Genomic DNA, 17,293 nt, shown 5'->3' with positions numbered 1-17,293 from the left:
AATGTTAGTTTCATATAAGTGGTTAAATGAATACGTCGATTTAAAAGATGTTGCACCGAAGGATTTGGCGGATCGTCTTTCATTAACAGGAATTGAAGTAGAAGGTCTGGAATCACCAGAAGCCGGACTGAAAAAAATCGTGGTCGGTGATGTAAAAGAATGTATACCTCATCCAGATTCTGATCATCTTTCAATTTGCCAAGTCAATGTTGGTGAAGAAGAATTATCACAGATTGTGTGCGGTGCACCAAATATCAAGGCTGGCGTTAAAGTGATCGTCGCCTTACCAGGTTCTCGAATTGCTGGCAATGTAAAAATTAAAAAAGGCAAAATGCGTGGTCAAGTTTCTAACGGAATGATTTGTTCATTACAGGAACTCGGCTATAGTGACTCGGTGATTCCAAAAGAGTATTCTGAAGGAATTTACTACTTGCCGCAAGATGCCATTGCTGGTGAGCCGGTTTTTCCGTATCTAGAGATGGACGATACAATTATCGATTTATCTATCACACCCAACCGGGCAGATGCCTTAAGTATTCGTGGAGTTGCTCATGAAGTTGCGGCAATCTATAATAAGAAAGTAAATTTCCCTCCAGTGGAATTAAAAGAAGCTGAGAAGAAGGCTAGTGATAAAATTAGTGTTTCTGTAACAGATGAAAAGGATGCCCCTCATTATGAAATTCGGATCATTGAAGATGTGAAGATCGGACCAAGCCCACAATGGCTGCAAAATCGTTTAATGAATGAAGGAATCCGCCCAATTAGTAATGTCGTTGATGTGACAAATTATATCTTATTATTGTTTGGCCAACCTTTACATGCTTTTGACTATGATAAACTAGGCAGCAAAGAAATCCTCGTTCGTCGTGCGAAAGATAACGAACATTTCACAACATTAGACAGCGTTGAACGGGTATTGAATCCGGAAAACATTGTTATTACTAATGGGGATATTCCAGTTGCTTTAGCAGGAGTAATGGGTGGATTAGATTCAGAAATCTCTGATGAAACAACTACAGTCGCGCTAGAAATGGCGATGTTCGATCATACTCTCGTTCGTCGCACATCACAAAGCTATAACTTGCGCAGCGAATCTTCTATGCGTTTCGAAAAAGGCATCAACCAAGGTGAAATCAGCTTAGCAGGTGAAGTTGCGGCGGCAATGATCGCAGAATTAGCTGGCGGGAAAGTTTTACAGGGTTCCGTTAAGGGGAGTGAAGTTCATCCGAAGAATGTAGAAGTAAGTACAACTTTGGAAAACGTGAACCATTTCTTAGGAACGAAATTAACGCAAGATCAGATCAATGCTATTTTTGAGGCACTAGGTTTCGAAACAAAGGTTAGCAAAGATATTACAACAGTCAGTGTACCTCCACGACGTTGGGATATTCGAATTGAAGCGGACTTGATGGAAGAGATCGCCCGCATTTACGGTTACAATAACTTACCATCTACCTTGCCAGAAGGGCAGACAGTTGCTGGATTCTTAACTGATGCACAAAAATCGGTTAGAAAAGTTCGGAGTCTTTTAGAAGGCGCTGGGTTATCAGAGGCTATCAGCTATGCTTTAACAACAGAAGAAAAGGCGCAACAGTTCCTACTAAATGAAAGCAAAGTGACTCGTGTGGCTTGGCCCATGAGTGAAGAACGATCAACGATGCGCTTGAATTTAATCAGCGGTTTGCTTGAAGATTTATCTTATAATGTCGCACGTAAAAATAACGATGTGGCCTTTTATGAGATTGGTCATGTTTTCTATCAAAATAACGATCCGAAAAAAGATTTGCCAATTGAACAAAATCATGTTGCGCTTGCTGTAACTGGGAATGTTGTTGGTAAGTCTTGGGCCGGAAAAGCAGAAGCTTGCGATTATTTTGCAATTAAAGGAATGGTTGAAGAGCTAGTCGAAGGGTTGGGTCTAGCCGAAGAAATCTCTTATCAAGCTTTGCAAATGCCTGAGATGCATCCTGGACAAACAGCGGGAATCTATTTAGGGGAAGAATTGATTGGTTTTGTTGGTCAAGTTCATCCTAAAACGGCTGCAAGCTATGAGTTGAAGTCGGCTTTTGTGGCAGAGATTAATTTGGAAGCAATGCTTACCCAAGAAAGATCACCGCTTATATTTGAAGCTGTATCAAAATATCCCGCCGTCAGTCGTGATATTGCAATGTTAGTAGAGGAAACAAGTACGAATGCAGAGATTGCAGAAATAATTCGTACATCAGCCGGCAAGTTCTTAACAAAATTACAAGTTTTTGATGTCTATCAAGGTGAAAATATCGAAGCTGGCAAAAAATCAATGGCTTATAATCTAACTTTCGCAAATCCTGAAGCAACATTGACGGATGAAGAAATCAATCGCATGATGAGTAAGGTTATTAAAAATTTAGAAGAAAAAATTCAAGCAGTCATTCGCTAACAAGTGAAATTCCATATGCGAACACCCTTCAAAATAAAATTTTGAAGGGTGTTTTAGCTATTCGATAGGAAGAATTTAAGCTGATTTCATTTCGCTTGTGGTAATGACATCAACGCCTGTACCTAATAAATTTTTTATAGCGATATCGCCAATTTTGACTGGCGCCTGTAGTTGAACACTATTGATTTCTTTCATAGCCTCCAGGACTAACTTTTTGGGGATACCGTCCGCTGTTTTAACGGAACAAAGGTGCGCATCGCCGCCTTTTACGAGAACAGTAGAGGTCACGACACGAATAGGATTCGTCGCTTCGGCTTTGCCGTATTTTACGCCTTTGTTACAGCTGTGTCCGCTAACCTGATAATCATTCGCTTCATCAACAGTTAGGTGACAGCCTTTTGGACACATGATGCAGATAAAGTTTTTCATCCTTTTGACACCTCCTCCACACAAATTTCCAAATCACCGTTTTGGACTTTATCTAAAACTTTTTTAGATAATTTTATTTTTTCCATCTCACCAGGAACAATATAGCTTTTCTTTTGCTTCGCCAAGATTTCTCCCTGTGATTTGATCAAAATCTGACTGTCATCAAATACTTTGTTGACTCGGAAAAAGACTTCGACTTTACGATCCACATTTTCATCTCGAATTTGTTGGGGAACAACGTAAGTGACATGATCGCCATTTTTGACGGATAAGCATTTTGTTAGATTCTTTTCTTGGTCTAAAATATAATCAGCGGCGGCTGAGCCAGCTCTGATACTTTCTGCGGTAACAAAGTCAACCAAATCATGGACGTGTACGACATTGCCACAGGCGAAAATACCGGGGACAGAAGTTTCCATATTTTCGTAAACGAAAGGCCCGTTGGTTTTGTTATCTAAGTTTAGATTGGCATCACGACTTAGTTCGTTTTCAGGAATTAACCCAACCGATAATAAAATCGTGTCACAATCAAAGGTTTGTTCTGTTCCAGAAATCGGCTGTCGTTTTTCATCTACTTCTGAAACAACAACTTGTTCGACGCGATTCTTCCCACGAATTTCCGTGATAGTATGAGAAAGATATAAAGGGATATCATAATCATCCAAACATTGAACGATATTTCTAGTTAACCCGCCGGAATAGGGCATGACTTCAACACAAGCTAAAACTTCAGCCCCTTCTAACGTCATTCGCCGTGCCATAATTAAGCCAATATCACCTGAACCTAAGATAATAACCTTTTTTCCAACAAGGTATCCTTCCATATTGACATATCGTTGGGCGGATCCGGCAGTATAAACACCAGCAGGTCGGCTCCCGGCAATACCAATAGCACCACGTGTTCGTTCCCGGCAGCCCATTGCAAAGATCAAAGCTTTAGTGTTTAAGATTTGATAGCCATTTTCCTTATTAACAATGTGAACTTCCTTTTCTTCTGTTACTTCTAAAACCATCGTATCTAATAAAACCTTTATATCAGTTTCTTGAATTTTTTCAATGAAGCGCGCTGCATATTCAGGACCAGTAAGTTCCTCTTTAAAATAGTGGAGACCAAAACCATTATGGATACATTGATTCAAAATACCGCCTAGTCGTTGATCTCGTTCAATAATCAAAATATCTTTGACACCATTTTCGTAAGCCGCGACTGCCGCTGCTAATCCTGCAGGGCCACCTCCAATTACGATCAAGTCATGCATATCAGTGTCCTCCTTTCGTTGCTTCGACTAAGATATAGCTGCCTTCACGGTCTTGCAGGATATCCAAAGGTGATTTGTTCAGTTCGTCAGCTAAAATCTCGACGACTCTAGGACCACAAAAACCTCCTTGGCATCGTCCCATTCCAGCATTGCATCTCCGCTTGATTCCGTCTACAGAGACAGGAGAGATAGGCGACTGTGCTGCCGCTCTGATTTCACCTTCTGTAACGGTTTCACAACGACAAACAATTCTACCGTAATCATTATTTTTTGAGATAACAGTGTTTTTTTCAGCAGAATCCAATTCTTGAAAAACTATTTTTTCACGAGAATCAATAAAGGTATTCTTCAGAGTAAATTTTTCATTAACAGATTTTTCCAACATTTCAATTCCGTACAGTGCAATTGCTGGCGCAGAGGTGAGACCAGGGGATTTGACTCCAGCCAAATCGATAAAGCCAAAGTCAGCTTCCTGTAAAACAAAATCTCCAGTAGAATTATTCGCTCGAACTCCCGAAAAGTTTCGAATCGATTGCCGTAAGTTAAGATCGGGTACCGATTTTCTAGCTAATTCTGCAACAGACCTTAAACCTGCCGACGTATTTCCAGTATCTCTTCCAGTATCCAAATCATTGTGTGAGACGGCTTCTGAGTTAGGGCCGACGACTAAATTTCCATGAACCGTTGGGCTAATCAATACACCTTTTCCGACGCTAGATGGACATTGGAAAATTACATGATTAACCACCTTACCTTCTGATTTATCCAACAGGTAATATTCACCACGTTTTGGTGTAATTTCGAAATTCGGTTCAGCAATCAAGTTATGAATGTCATCCGAGTGAACACCAGCAGCGTTAAAAACATATTTTGTTTGATAAGTCGATTTGGTGGTAGTAATTTCATAGCCATCATCAAGTTTCTTGATGTCTGTTACGCGATTATTCAAAGCAATCTCTACATCATTTTTAACAGCAGTTTCGGCTAAAGCAAGGCAAAATTCCCACGGATTTACGATTGCCGCAGTGGGAGCATAAAGAGCGCCTAGGCTCTCGTGCGAAAGGTTCGGTTCTTTTTTTAAAAGCTCTTCTTGATTTAAAAGCTCAAGATCTTTCACGCCATTTTTTACGCCACGATCATAGAGTGTTTTGATAAGTGCGAGTTCCTCCTCCGAAAAGGCGACTACAAGAGAACCAATTTGGTCATAATGCACAGAAAGTTTTTTACAGAGTTCTTTTGCCCGTTCAGCACCTTCAACATTTAATCTTGCCATCAGTGAACCTGGTTCTGGGTCGAAGCCAGCATGCATGATTGCACTATTAGCCCTAGTGGCACCTAGGCTAACATCATTTTCAGCCTCTAAAATTAAAGTTTTTAGTTGATACTTACTCAATTCATAGGCAGTGGCAGCACCCACAATACCACATCCAATTACAATTACGTCGTACATAATAGATTTCCCTCCCAATAATAGAGTCAACAGCTCCCGTTATATCTCCTCCAACGCGCATGAAAAAAGAGTATAGGGAACAAACGCCAATGTTTGTTGACGTTTGCCGCTATACTCTTTTTATCTCTAGCAGTTATTAACTTATCTGTATTATAACACCTTTAGAAAAAATCAACAATCGTTAAATTGACCAAATTGCACTTGCAGTTGTTGATACAGCGAGGCTTCCTGCACCTAGAGCACCCATAATGTCTTCTTTGTCCCGAATCAAGCCGCCAACAATCAATGGTTTTTTCGAATGATGAACGAGCTGTTTAATGATTTTTGGCGAAACGCTGGGAAGAACTTCTACTAAATCTGCCTCAGTATATTTCAATTGACGTTCCACATTCTCTAAAGCAGAAGAGTCTAGTAGAAAGAAACGCTGGATAGCTAATAATTGATGCTTTTTAGCATGGCGAATGATTGCTGGTTTCGTTGAAATAATTCCATCAAATGAAGTAGCCTTTTTTATATAATCAATGGCTTTTTCATCTGAAGACAATCCCTTGACCAAATCAGCATGAAGAATTGCCGCTTTTCCACTTGCTTTGATTTTTTGGGATAGTTCTGCTAACTCCATTAGGTGTGATTGCAAAATAAAAATAACCTCAGCTTCAGAATTCACAGCGGCTTCAAGCTCATGTTCGTTTTTTGCGGCTGCTATTACTGGTGAGAGTTCCAATTTTTTATAAAGTTCATGAGTGTTCATATATCGTAGCTCCTTATGCTTTCTCCGTTTTCATTTTACCATGAGAAAAAAGGAAGAGATAGCTCTCTTTATACGACCTATAAGAAAAAGCTCTCGAATTAAGAGCTTTGAACCGTTTATTCAGAAAAGACAGCAAATTTTTAATAGGTTCTTTCTAATAATTGCATAGAAACATGTCTTAGAACCTCTTTGCTTTTGGTATCGGGTAATTCATGTATTTCCGCTAACGCCTTTTTCGTTAGTTTCTGAGCAAAATCAAGTGAGCCAGCTATTCCACCGAAACTTTCTACATAATAAGCCAGTTGTATCAAATCATTACGTGATAATGTTGCAGGCTTTTCTAGGAAAGGTCGAATAACAGTAGGCTGACTATCTCGAGCAATCAATAAAGGTAAAGTAAAAATACCTTGTTGTACATCAGTTAAAATAGGCTTTTGGTTATTTCCTAATGCTAAGGAAAAATTCAAAATGTCGTCATAAACTTGAAAGGCTAAACCAATAGCCGATCCTATCCGTTTTGCTCGAGCCTGTAAGATTTTATCAGCGCCACCAAAATAGGCGCCCTCATGACAACTAAGACGAATAAGTTCAGCCGTTTTCCCATTGATGTTCCGTAAATAATCGTTGACAGTTTGATCGGGATTAAATGTACAAGTCATCTGTGTCAATTCTCCCTGCAGAACTTTTTTCATTGCTTGAGCGTTTTTCAATAGAAAAGGAGTATGACTCATACATTCGGCGAGTAATTCAAAGTAACTAGTATACATAAAATCTCCAGTGTAAACAGCGACGTCTTTTCCAAAGCGTGTTTGGATCGAGGGCATTCCTCGACGTGTAGGAGAGTCATCAATAATATCATCATGGACAAGCGTAGCAGAATGCAGCAATTCAAGCGAAGCTGCGACTTTTATTAATTGTTCGTAGTCTTTTTTTTCTCCAAAATCAGCGAAAAGAAAGAAGAGTGCCGGACGAATCATTTTTCCTCCTGTAGAAGAAAATTTTGTGATGGCCTCTTCAATCGATTTATTATTAATAACAAGTCTTTGTGAGATCAATTTTTTAACTTGAATTAGATTTTCCTGTATTTTGGGATATTCATTCCAATAATCTAGCATGGGAACTCCTTCTTACAACGTTTTCATTTATATTTTAGCGCATAGCGCTATTAATGACTACTAGAATGCTTAATGAATGTTTATTGAAAGGACACGTATGATTGACAAGCAAATCTTTTGAAGAAAAAGTATAAAAATAGCATAATAAATACGAAAAGAAATTTAAGAAAGTTGGGTGAAATGAATTTAACCGTTTTCTTGGAACTCGTGGAATTTAAAGCGAAAACCGCGAGTGTCCTGCCTTTTTTTATTGGGATTTGTTTTAGCCTGTATAATTTTCACAAACTTCATTTAGGTTTAGTCCTGTTGTATTTTATCGCGATGTTCATTTTTAATATGGCTGTCGATATTCTGGATAATTACAATGACTATCACCATGCGACGGAAATTCACGACTATCGAGAAAAAACCAATATCATTGGAAGAGAGAACTTAGATTTAACAATTGTTTTCCGAATGATGATTGGAATGATCATTGTTTCGGCACTGATTGGAATCGGTTTGTCTTTCTTAGTCGGATGGCCTTTTTTATTGATGGGGTTATTTTGCTATGGGGTTGGAATTTTTTACTCGTCTGGTCCAAGACCATTATCCAGTCTGCCATTGGGTGAAGTTTTTTCTGGTTTAACAATGGGGTTTATGATTACACTTTTGTGTGTCTATCTGAATACGTACGAAGTATTTCAGTGGAACTTTACTAATTTAGGTGGAGTTTTTCTGATTTCGTTACCAAATACATTGTGGATTGCAAATTTAATGTTGGCAAACAATATCTGTGATTTAGAAGAAGACGAAAAGAACAATCGCTTTACTTTGGTTCATTACTTAGGAAAGCAACAGGCACTTCATTTATTTGTAGGGATGAATGTCATCGCTTTTCTAGCTATTCTTATTTCGGTGTTAATTGGAGTAGCACCATGGTCTATGCTGGGTACCTTTATAGCCGCACCGTTTATTAACAAACAGGTTCAAATATTTCTTACAAAGCAAGTTAAGCGTGAAACGTTCATTTGCGCAGTTAGAATCTTAGCAGTTGGGGCTGCTACACAAATGATTAGCTTTGCATTGACGTTTCTATTTTAAAAAGAGATCAATTTAATTTTGTCAGTTCGAATATTTACGTCAGAAAAATTTGAACTGACACACGAACTAGCTCAAGAATAGACGATGCGAAGTATAGATTGATATACAGGATTCGAATCGGACTAATTTTTTTCTGAGAAATAATTTATTAAAGACGAATAAGGAGGAAACAAAAAATGAAAGAAATCGCTATATTAGGCGCGGGTTACGCAGGATTGCGGGCTTTGCATGTATTACAAAAATCTGGAGCAGATATCCATATTTCTTTAGTTGATCGGAATGATTATCATTATGAATCAACAAGTCTTCATGAAGTTGCAGCTGGTACGCAACCGGATGAAAAAATTTGCTATAGTATAAAAGATGTGGTCAATCCCAATAAAACAACTTTCATTCAAGATACAGTAGAAAAAATTGATGCGGATCAAAAAAAAGTTTACTTAGAAAATCAAACGCTGAATTACGACTACTTGATTGTAGCTCTAGGATTTCAATCTGAATCGTTTGGCATCCCTGGTGTAAAGGAAAACTCCCTTGAAATGGTAGATGTGAAAACTGCTGATCAAGTTCATAAACATATTCTAGAACAAATGAAGAATTATAAAGAAACTCAAAATGAGGAATATTTACGAATCGTTGTTTGCGGCGCGGGCTTTACAGGAATTGAGCTGGTTGGAGCATTAGTTGAAGGTAGTAAAAATTTCGCAGATATAGCTGGTGTCAAACCTAGTGACATCCAAATTTATTGCGTAGAAGCCGTTGATAAGATTTTGCCAATGTTTAGTGATAAGTTAGGGCAGTACTGTTTAAAATATCTAGATAAATGGGATGTTAAATTATTGACTGGTAAACCTATCAGAAAGGTTGAACCAGGCGCAGTTATTTATCAAAATTCAAGAGACGATGAAAATGATCTTGTTGCACTTAAAGCCAAAACGATTATTTGGACGACTGGAGTTAGCGGAAGTCATGTAGTAGGAGATTCAGGCTTCGAGGAACGCCGCGGCCGTGTGATGGTCAAACCAAATTTAACTGATCCAAATCACGATGACGTTTATTTACTGGGAGATGTCTCAGCAGTGATGGATCCAGCAAGTAACCGACCTTATCCAACGACTGCACAAATTGCGTTGAAAATGGGTTCATACGCTGGCAAGGATATTTTGAATCAACTAAAAGGTGAGCCAAGTAAGCCATTTTCATTCAAATCATTAGGGTCTGTCGCGTCGATTGGGAACACACATGCCTTTGGGGTCGTGGGTAGCACAGAAGTAACAGCTTATCCTGCATCATTTATCAAAAAAGCGATTATGGATCGCTCGCTATTTGAAACGGGCGGTGTTAAAGAAGTAATGGCGAAAGGTCGTTTTGATTTCTATCATTAAACCGAAAAACAAGAAATGAATCGTATAAAAAAGCACTCGAAATTTTAATCCGAGTGCTTTTCATATTAGCCAAAATAATTGATGCCCATCGCTCGCTTCACTTCAGCCAAAGTTTCAGCAGCAACAGCTTGTGCCTTTTCGCTACCTTCTTTCAACATTTGCATGATCGCATCTGGATCTTTAGCAAACTCCTCCCGACGTGCGCGAATCGGTCCGAATTCAGCTTCTAAGACATCTATTAAATAACGTTTGATTTTAACGTCGCCAAGTCCACCGCGACGGTAGTTTTCTTTAAGCTCAGCAATTTTTTCTTTGTCCTTACCGAAAACATCTAAGTAGGTGAAAACCATATTGCCTTCAACTTGGCCTGGATCTTCCACATGAATGTGATTTGGATCGGTATACATACTCATAACTTTTTTTGCTAGAACATCAGCAGAATCGGCTAAGTAAATACCGTTGCCTAACGATTTACTCATTTTGCCATTTCCGTCAATACCTGGTAAACGCCCTTGACCTTTTTCTGGAAAAACGCCTTTTGGTTCGACAAGTACATCGCCGTAAGTATGATTGAAACTTTGAACAATTTCTTGTGTTTGCTCCAACATAGGTTTTTGATCTTCGCCTACTGGAACAAGATTTGCTTTAAACGCTGTAATATCTGAAGCTTGAGATACAGGATAAATGAAGAAACCTGTAGGAACGCTTTCTCCAAATTTCTTTTGCTCGATTTCTGATTTAACTGTTGGGTTACGCCGAACACGTCCGACGCTCACTAAGTTCAAATAGTACATCGTCAGTTCTGCTAATTCAGGAATTTGCGATTGAATAAAGAGAGTGGAGCGTTTAGGATCCAAACCTACTGCCATGTAATCAAGCGCAACCTGTAAAACATTAGAGGAAACTTTTTCAGGATTCTTCGCATTATCAGTCAAAGCTTGCATATCAGCTATCATAATAAATAGCTCGTTTTCAGGGTCTTCTTGCATTCGTACACGATTTTTCAACGAGCCAACATAGTGGCCTAAATGTAATTGTCCAGTTGGACGATCTCCAGTCAAAATGGTATTTTTCATTAACTCACCTTTTCGTAAAAATTCTTTCAATAGTCTCTTCAAATACTACCTTTTTTTTTCAAACATGACAACTCATATCACTATTTTTTATCCTAAACGAAACCTTATTGATGTTAACAAACGTTACATGAAAGTGGAAAAAATTGAAATATTTTTTTCGAACATTGAGTTTTTTTCTTTACAAAGTAAAAAAACTTAGCTTATAATTAAGCTCACATTGGAAAAATTAGAGAACGATAAGGAAAATGAGGTGGTAAGACATGCCAATGGTTGAATTTAAGCATGTGGAAAAATACTATGGGAAGTTTCATGCCTTAAAAAAGATTAACTTGTCCTTTGAAAAGGGCGAAGTCGTCGTGGTGATCGGACCATCTGGATCAGGAAAGAGCACAATGCTTCGATGCATTAATGGACTAGAAGATATTTCTTCTGGAGAGTTGCTCGTAAATAATAAGAATCTCCATAGTAAAGAAGTAAAATTAAAAGATATTCGGAAAAACATTGGAATGGTTTTTCAACATTTTAATCTCTATCCTAATAAAACCGCGTTAGAAAATATTACGTTAGCGCCAATCAAAGTCTTAAAGCAGTCGCCAGAGGAAGCAACAAAGGCTGCTGAGAAACTGTTAGATAGAGTGGATATGTTAGATAAGAAGGATTCATATCCTTCCATGTTATCTGGAGGACAGCAACAACGGATCGCCATCGCCCGTGGTTTAGCGATGAATCCCGACTTGCTGCTTTTTGATGAGCCAACATCGGCACTCGATCCAGAGATGATTGGTGACGTGCTGAATGTTATGAAGAAAATTGCTCGCGATGGCATGTCAATGATCGTCGTAACTCATGAAATGGGATTTGCTAAAGAAGTAGCGGATCGGATCATTTTCATGGCAGACGGCGAAGTCTTAGAAGATACACGGCATGTCAAAGGGTTCTTTGAAAAACCACAAGAGGTCCGAGCACAACAATTTGTTAGCAAAGTAATTAATCATTAGGAGGCAGTTTATGTCGAAGTTAAAAAGAATGTTCTCCTTACTATTTCTTCCATTGCTGCTTGTAATAGTGTTGTCAGGATGTAAAGGAGAAAGCGTCGCAAATGAAAATATCGCGACGCGAATCAAAGATGAACCAACGATCACGTGGGGCGTGAAGTACGACACACGTTTGTTCGGCATGATGGACATAAAAACGCGAAAAGTTGAAGGCTTTGACATAGATATAGCTAAAGCGATCACGAAAGAAATTCTTGGCAAGGACGGCAAGGCTGAATTTGTTGAAGTGACTTCGAAGACGCGGATTCCATTACTTAAAAATGGGAACATCGATGCAATTATCGCTACCATGACAATTACGGAAGATCGTAAAAAAGAAGTTGATTTTTCAGACATCTATTTTGATGCAGGGCAATCTTTGTTGGTAAAAAAAGGAAGTCACATTAAAAACATCAAAGATCTAACAGCTAAAGATACGGTATTGGCAGTAAAAGGATCGACTTCAACCATAAACATTCGCAAACATGCACCAGAGGCCAAAATTCTTGAATTAGAAAACTATGCGGAAGCATTTACCGCTTTGCAATCTGGGCAAGGTCAGGCGATGACAACAGATAATGCAATCTTACTAGGGATGGCATCAGAAAATGATCATTATGAATTGACTGGTGGCACATTCACGAATGAACCATATGGGATTGCTATCAATAAAGGGCAAGATGAGTTCTTAAAAGAAGTTAATCAAGCACTTCATAAAATGCATGATAATGGTACGTACAATAAAATTTTCGAAAAATGGTTCCCTAAAGATGCAGATGGTCGTGCGAAAAAGGGGGCGCAGTTCTAATGACACAATTATTTCAAACATTTTCAGCTGATTTCGTCAGTGGATTTAAGTATACAATCTATGCAAGTTTATTGGCGCTAGTTTTTAGTCTAATTATTGGAACGATAATGGCAATCCTGCAATTGTCTCATAATCGGATTATTCGGAGTCTAGCAAAGGCTTATGTCGCGTTTTTCCGAAATATTCCTTTGCTGATCATCGTGATGTTCTTTTACGTTGTAGCACCGATGTATTTCTACAGCTTTGATGGTTTTCAAGCTGGAACAATCGGTTTAACGATTTATACTTCGGCATTTATAGCAGAGACAGTTCGTTCTGGAATTCAAACAGTTCCAAAGGGGCAAATGGAGGCTGGCCTTTCTTCAGGGTTCTCTTATTCTGAAACCATGCGTTACATTGTTTTGCCCCAAGCGTTTAAAATCGTGGTACCGCCATTAGGAAATCAATTTATCAATTTAATCAAAAATTCTTCAATTTTGGCAATGGTTGCTGGGTTAGATTTAATGTATCAAGGCGATTTGATTGCCAGTACGACTTTTAATACGTTTGATACGTACATTATCGTTGGTCTGTTTTATTTAGTTTTAACACTGCCATTGTCTTATCTGATGAACTATTTAGATAAGCATTGGTCAAATGCCTAAAAAGGAAGGGGTAAAAAATAATGAGTGATGCTTTTTCATGGATTAATTTACGATTCCTTTTGGATGGGCTGTGGGTGACGATTCAAGTTTCAGTTGTTTCGATTATTTTTAGTATGATACTTGGGGGAATCGCTGGAACTGTTCGTTACAGTAACATTCCGATACTTTCAAAGGTTGTAGGTATAATCGTTGATATTATTCGTAATTTACCATTATTACTAATCATCTTTTTCACGTATTTTGCCTTACCACAAATTGGAATCAAACTGAATATTTTCTGGGCAGCGGTTGCTGCACTGACCATTTTTGAATCAGCGATGTTATCTGAAATTTTCCGTGCCGGATTAAATGCTGTTCCGTCTGGACAAACAGAAGCGGGAATGTCATCTGGTTTAACTTATGTCCAAACCTTGACCATGATAGTTATGCCGCAAGCCTTCAAATCCATGTTGCCGGCTATTTTGAGTCAGTTGATTTCTCTAATTAAAGACACATCGTTGGCTGTGATTATTTCACTGCCAGAGCTGACTCATAATGCGAAAATCATTTATGGACAGAATACCAATTACGTCATACCGATGTTCATTGCTATGACAGCTATGTATTTTGTTGTTTGCTATTTATTATCAGTGGTTTCAAATCTGTTAGAAACAAGTAAATATAACTATTAAAAAAGTGAGGCTCTTCTCAAAGAATGAGAGCCTCACTTTTTCTATTCCTTTTCTTTTTCTGTTTTACGTTCAGTTTCTTTCATAGCTGGATCTTCATAGATAGCGCCGGCTTCCGTTTTTCCCAGTTTTTCTAAAACACTAGGCTCATGTTCGTCTTTACGGTTTTCCTTCTTTTTTTCTGTTTCCTCTTCGGTTGCTTTGATTGCAGGATCTTGATTACGATCACCAGCAGAAACTTTTCCCATGTTTTCAGTTAGTTCTTTTTTATCCATTTTCATCCACCTCTCTCAGAATTAGTGTAGCATTAATTGTTATTCATTCAAAAGAAAACGCTTTTTATAAGACGGGGTTCTAGGGCTTGAAATATTTCGTTAAAAAGTGGAAAATAAGATGAAACTTGTAACAAGATAGGATGAGCGTTTTGTCAAATGAAAGACCAATTGGATTTATTGATTCTGGCGTAGGCGGTTTGACTGTAGTCAAGGAAGCCATGCGTCAGCTACCTAATGAAGAAATCTTATATCTTGGAGATACGGCTCGTTGTCCGTATGGTCCTCGACCAGCCGAGCAAGTCATTGAGTTTACCTGGCAGATGACTCGTTTTTTATTGAAGAAAAATATAAAGATGCTTGTGATCGCCTGCAACACTGCAACGGCGGTAGCGTTAGATGAAATCAAAAAGGCTGTTGATATTCCTGTGATTGGTGTGATACAACCTGGTTCGCGCGCAGCATTAAAAGCCAGTAACACAGGACGTATTGGAATTATCGGAACATTAGGAACGGTCAAAAGTGGTTCATATAAGCAGGAGCTGCAAGAAAAGGCACCAGATACTCATGTATCTAGTCTTGCTTGTCCAAAATTTGTTCCTATCGTGGAAAGTAATCAGTTTAATAGCTCAGTAGCGAAAAAAATTGTCTCGCAAACATTGGTGCCTTTAAAAAAAGAAAAATTAGATACATTAATCTTAGGATGTACCCATTACCCATTATTACGCCCAATTATTCAGAATGTGATTGGTCAACAGGTGACATTAATTGATTCTGGGGCGGAAACCGTTAATGATGTTAGTACATTATTGGATTATTTTAATTTAAATAATTATGAACAAGCTGAAACAAAATCAAGATCTTTTTACACAACCGGCTCACCTAAGATGTTTAAAGATATCGCTGGTGAATGGTTAGATATTACGAATTTGAATGTGACACACATTGATTTAGGAGGAGAATAACTTGCGACATGATGGAAGAGCGGTCCAGCAATTACGGCCGATTAAGATTGAAACGAATGTTTTTAAACATCCTGAAGGATCAGTCGTCATTTCTTTTGGCGATACCAAAGTAATTTGTTCAGCAACACTAGAAGATTCAGTTCCGCCGTTTTTACGTGGCAGTGAATCCGGTTGGGTGACAGCTGAGTACAGTATGCTTCCCAGAGCCACAAATACACGTAATCGTCGCGAAAGCGCGAAAGGAAAACTATCAGGACGCACGATGGAGATTCAACGTTTGATCGGACGTTCTTTGCGTGCCGTGATTGATTTAGAAAAATTGGGTGAACGCAGTATCATTGTGGACTGTGATGTCATCCAAGCTGATGGTGGTACGAGAACGGCCAGCATTACTGGTGGATTCGTCGCCTTGCGTTTAGCTGTTAACAAATTGTTAGCCAGTGGCGAATTAGCAGAAGATCCAATTAAAGAACATTTAGCGGCAATTAGCGTCGGCATGCTACCAGATGGAACTGTCGTAACTGATTTAGACTATCTAGAAGACTCTTCGGCTACAGTTGATATGAATCTCGTAATGACTGAATCTGGCCGTTTCGTGGAGATTCAGGGTACCGGTGAAGAAGCTACTTTCAATGATGATGAGTTGAACGCCTTGATTTTACATGGAAAAGCCGGAATTGCTGAATTAATAGCTTATCAAAAGGAAGCTCTTTTCGAAGCAGTAGAAATAGAAGAAAAAACAATCGTAATTGCTACACGTAATTCAGGAAAGGCTAAAGAATTTGCGGCTTTATTCGCAAAGGAAGGCTATCAAATCAAAACACTATTAGATTATCCTGATTTGCCAGATGTCGAAGAAACAGGAATGACCTTTGAAGAAAACGCTCGTTTAAAAGCAGAGACAATTGCTCAACTTTTACAACAACCTGTTTTAGCGGATGATTCTGGTTTAGTCGTTGATGCGCTAAATGGTATGCCTGGAATTTTTTCTGCTCGTTTTGCTGGAGAACGAAAAAGTGACGCAGCAAATAATGCGAAGCTACTTCATGAATTAACGAATGTTCCTGATGAGCAAAGAACTGCACACTTCCACTGCACCTTGGTCTTTGCGGCACCACAAAAGGAAAGCCTAGTGGTGGAGGCGGATTGGGATGGCCGAATCGCGCGAATTCCACAAGGAGATAATGGTTTCGGCTATGACCCATTATTTATTGTTCCTGGCTATGATAAAACATCTGCTGAATTGACCTCTGAAGAAAAGAATAAAATCAGTCATCGTGGGATGGCAGTCAAAGAATTAGAAAGAACTTGGAAAGAATGGCTGGAGGGGAATAAATGAAGTATTTAATCGTTAGTGATAACCACGGTGATCGCAACATCTTAGTTGAGATCGTTAATCGCTACGTTGATAGGGTCGATCATATGTTTCATTGCGGTGACTCAGAATTGAAAGCAAATGATGAGCTATGGGAACATTTCACGGTCGTTACTGGAAATTGTGATTATGACCCTGGATATAAAAAGGAACAAGTTGTTTCAATCGGTGATGATGTTATTTACATGACTCATGGACATTTATCAAATGTACGTTTTGGACTTACGATGCTTTCTTTACAAGCTCAAGAGGCGGGAGCGAATATTGCTTTGTTTGGACATATCCACCAAGCAGTAGCGGAGCTTGATAAAAATATTTTATTCGTAAATCCTGGTAGTATCTCACAGCCACGTGGACCTGTGCGTATCCCAAGTTATGCGATCATTGACAGCGAGAACAATGAATATCGTATTCAATACTATAATCGTGCCCATCAACCGATTGAAGAGTTAGCTGCAACCTTTGAACGTTAGTTCCTAATTTTTATTAAATTTTTGGTGAAATACCGCTTTCTTTTTGCCGTTACGGTAAAATAAGGTGAAGATATTAGAACGGAGGCG

At 38.7% G+C, this 17,293-nt stretch carries 17 protein-coding genes; 10 read left to right on the top strand and 7 right to left on the bottom strand.

The features are described from left to right. Window position 1 precedes the first annotated feature (1 nt). Window positions 2-2,419, top strand: coding sequence for a phenylalanine--tRNA ligase subunit beta (pheT, locus tag AUF14_RS06580; protein WP_102865957.1), 2,418 nt, complete (start codon window positions 2-4; stop codon window positions 2,417-2,419). 75 nt (window positions 2,420-2,494) lie between these two features. On the opposite strand, the gene AUF14_RS06575 is transcribed toward pheT, so the two are convergent. From AUF14_RS06575 to AUF14_RS06555, 5 genes are all read right to left on the bottom strand, one after another. Then, a complete protein-coding gene (locus AUF14_RS06575; protein WP_049218167.1) occupies window positions 2,495-2,848 on the bottom strand; it encodes a DUF1667 domain-containing protein in 354 nt (117 codons plus the stop codon). Then, window positions 2,845-4,107: an NAD(P)/FAD-dependent oxidoreductase gene (locus AUF14_RS06570; RefSeq protein ID WP_049218166.1), complete on the bottom strand. Its 1,263-nt coding sequence runs from the start codon at window positions 4,105-4,107 to the stop codon at window positions 2,845-2,847. The genes AUF14_RS06575 and AUF14_RS06570 overlap by 4 nt, the downstream gene beginning before the upstream one ends. A 1-nt stretch (window position 4,108) precedes the next feature. Further along, on the bottom strand, window positions 4,109-5,557 hold the full coding sequence (locus AUF14_RS06565; protein ID WP_049218165.1) for an NAD(P)/FAD-dependent oxidoreductase: 1,449 nt from the start codon (window positions 5,555-5,557) through the stop codon (window positions 4,109-4,111). Window positions 5,558-5,738: 181 nt separating this feature from the next. After that, the gene (locus AUF14_RS06560; RefSeq protein WP_049218164.1) at window positions 5,739-6,308 is read right to left on the bottom strand and encodes a glycerol-3-phosphate responsive antiterminator; all 570 of its coding nucleotides are present in this window, start codon (window positions 6,306-6,308) and stop codon (window positions 5,739-5,741) included. Window positions 6,309-6,448: 140 nt separating this feature from the next. Next, window positions 6,449-7,423: a polyprenyl synthetase family protein gene (locus AUF14_RS06555; RefSeq protein WP_049218163.1), complete on the bottom strand. Its 975-nt coding sequence runs from the start codon at window positions 7,421-7,423 to the stop codon at window positions 6,449-6,451. 180 nt (window positions 7,424-7,603) lie between these two features. Here AUF14_RS06555 and AUF14_RS06550 point away from each other — a divergent pair, with 180 nt between their 5' ends. Both AUF14_RS06550 and AUF14_RS06545 read left to right on the top strand, forming a co-directional pair. After that, the gene (locus AUF14_RS06550; RefSeq protein WP_049218162.1) at window positions 7,604-8,506 is read left to right on the top strand and encodes a prenyltransferase; all 903 of its coding nucleotides are present in this window, start codon (window positions 7,604-7,606) and stop codon (window positions 8,504-8,506) included. Window positions 8,507-8,682: 176 nt separating this feature from the next. Further along, entirely contained in the window at window positions 8,683-9,891 is a 1,209-nt protein-coding gene (locus AUF14_RS06545) for an NAD(P)/FAD-dependent oxidoreductase (RefSeq protein WP_016180144.1), read from the top strand. A gap of 65 nt (window positions 9,892-9,956) precedes the next feature. On the opposite strand, the gene trpS is transcribed toward AUF14_RS06545, so the two are convergent. After that, on the bottom strand, window positions 9,957-10,967 hold the full coding sequence (gene trpS / locus AUF14_RS06540; RefSeq protein WP_034877150.1) for a tryptophan--tRNA ligase: 1,011 nt from the start codon (window positions 10,965-10,967) through the stop codon (window positions 9,957-9,959). A gap of 260 nt (window positions 10,968-11,227) precedes the next feature. Here trpS and AUF14_RS06535 point away from each other — a divergent pair, with 260 nt between their 5' ends. Genes AUF14_RS06535 through AUF14_RS06520 form a run of 4 tightly spaced genes read left to right on the top strand, consistent with a single transcriptional unit; the run spans window position 11,228 to window position 14,124 of the window. After that, window positions 11,228-11,965, top strand: coding sequence for an amino acid ABC transporter ATP-binding protein (locus tag AUF14_RS06535; protein WP_049221713.1), 738 nt, complete (start codon window positions 11,228-11,230; stop codon window positions 11,963-11,965). Window positions 11,966-11,975: 10 nt separating this feature from the next. After that, a complete protein-coding gene (locus tag AUF14_RS06530; RefSeq protein WP_016180147.1) occupies window positions 11,976-12,809 on the top strand; it encodes a transporter substrate-binding domain-containing protein in 834 nt (277 codons plus the stop codon). Continuing rightward, on the top strand, window positions 12,809-13,453 hold the full coding sequence (locus AUF14_RS06525) for an amino acid ABC transporter permease (protein WP_016180148.1): 645 nt from the start codon (window positions 12,809-12,811) through the stop codon (window positions 13,451-13,453). The genes AUF14_RS06530 and AUF14_RS06525 overlap by 1 nt, the downstream gene beginning before the upstream one ends. Window positions 13,454-13,473: 20 nt before the next feature. After that, complete coding sequence (locus tag AUF14_RS06520) at window positions 13,474-14,124, top strand: amino acid ABC transporter permease (RefSeq protein WP_016180149.1); 651 nt, start codon at window positions 13,474-13,476, stop codon at window positions 14,122-14,124. Between the two features lie 41 nt (window positions 14,125-14,165). Here the strand turns inward: AUF14_RS06520 and AUF14_RS06515 are convergent, their stop codons facing one another. Next, on the bottom strand, window positions 14,166-14,396 hold the full coding sequence (locus AUF14_RS06515) for a hypothetical protein (protein WP_048719644.1): 231 nt from the start codon (window positions 14,394-14,396) through the stop codon (window positions 14,166-14,168). A gap of 140 nt (window positions 14,397-14,536) precedes the next feature. Between AUF14_RS06515 and racE the strand changes: the two genes are divergently transcribed. Genes racE through AUF14_RS06500 form a run of 3 tightly spaced genes read left to right on the top strand, consistent with a single transcriptional unit; the run spans window position 14,537 to window position 17,206 of the window. Continuing rightward, window positions 14,537-15,358, top strand: coding sequence for a glutamate racemase (gene racE / locus AUF14_RS06510; protein WP_277956733.1), 822 nt, complete (start codon window positions 14,537-14,539; stop codon window positions 15,356-15,358). Between the two features lies 1 nt (window position 15,359). Continuing rightward, entirely contained in the window at window positions 15,360-16,697 is a 1,338-nt protein-coding gene (gene rph, locus AUF14_RS06505; protein WP_049221706.1) for a ribonuclease PH, read from the top strand. Then, on the top strand, window positions 16,694-17,206 hold the full coding sequence (locus AUF14_RS06500; protein WP_016180153.1) for a metallophosphoesterase: 513 nt from the start codon (window positions 16,694-16,696) through the stop codon (window positions 17,204-17,206). The genes rph and AUF14_RS06500 overlap by 4 nt, the downstream gene beginning before the upstream one ends. Window positions 17,207-17,293: the final 87 nt, after the last annotated feature.

It is taken from the genome of Enterococcus avium (assembly GCF_002891025.1).
GTDB lineage: Bacteria > Bacillota > Bacilli > Lactobacillales > Enterococcaceae > Enterococcus_A > Enterococcus_A avium.
This window is presented reverse-complemented; position numbering and strand designations above follow the sequence as displayed.

Excerpts from the sequence above, each read along its gene's own strand:
- pheT (WP_102865957.1), top strand. The coding sequence starts at position 2 with ATGTTAGTTTCATATAAGTGGTTAAATGAATACGTCGATTTAAAAGAT.
- AUF14_RS06575 (WP_049218167.1), bottom strand. The coding sequence starts at position 2,848 with ATGAAAAACTTTATCTGCATCATGTGTCCAAAAGGCTGTCACCTAACT.
- AUF14_RS06570 (WP_049218166.1), bottom strand. The coding sequence starts at position 4,107 with ATGCATGACTTGATCGTAATTGGAGGTGGCCCTGCAGGATTAGCAGCG.
- AUF14_RS06565 (WP_049218165.1), bottom strand. The coding sequence starts at position 5,557 with ATGTACGACGTAATTGTAATTGGATGTGGTATTGTGGGTGCTGCCACT.
- AUF14_RS06560 (WP_049218164.1), bottom strand. The coding sequence starts at position 6,308 with ATGAACACTCATGAACTTTATAAAAAATTGGAACTCTCACCAGTAATA.
- AUF14_RS06555 (WP_049218163.1), bottom strand. The coding sequence starts at position 7,423 with ATGCTAGATTATTGGAATGAATATCCCAAAATACAGGAAAATCTAATT.
- AUF14_RS06550 (WP_049218162.1), top strand. The coding sequence starts at position 7,604 with ATGAATTTAACCGTTTTCTTGGAACTCGTGGAATTTAAAGCGAAAACC.
- AUF14_RS06545 (WP_016180144.1), top strand. The coding sequence starts at position 8,683 with ATGAAAGAAATCGCTATATTAGGCGCGGGTTACGCAGGATTGCGGGCT.
- trpS (WP_034877150.1), bottom strand. The coding sequence starts at position 10,967 with ATGAAAAATACCATTTTGACTGGAGATCGTCCAACTGGACAATTACAT.
- AUF14_RS06535 (WP_049221713.1), top strand. The coding sequence starts at position 11,228 with ATGCCAATGGTTGAATTTAAGCATGTGGAAAAATACTATGGGAAGTTT.
- AUF14_RS06530 (WP_016180147.1), top strand. The coding sequence starts at position 11,976 with ATGTCGAAGTTAAAAAGAATGTTCTCCTTACTATTTCTTCCATTGCTG.
- AUF14_RS06525 (WP_016180148.1), top strand. The coding sequence starts at position 12,809 with ATGACACAATTATTTCAAACATTTTCAGCTGATTTCGTCAGTGGATTT.
- AUF14_RS06520 (WP_016180149.1), top strand. The coding sequence starts at position 13,474 with ATGAGTGATGCTTTTTCATGGATTAATTTACGATTCCTTTTGGATGGG.
- AUF14_RS06515 (WP_048719644.1), bottom strand. The coding sequence starts at position 14,396 with ATGGATAAAAAAGAACTAACTGAAAACATGGGAAAAGTTTCTGCTGGT.
- racE (WP_277956733.1), top strand. The coding sequence starts at position 14,537 with ATGAGCGTTTTGTCAAATGAAAGACCAATTGGATTTATTGATTCTGGC.
- AUF14_RS06500 (WP_016180153.1), top strand. The coding sequence starts at position 16,694 with ATGAAGTATTTAATCGTTAGTGATAACCACGGTGATCGCAACATCTTA.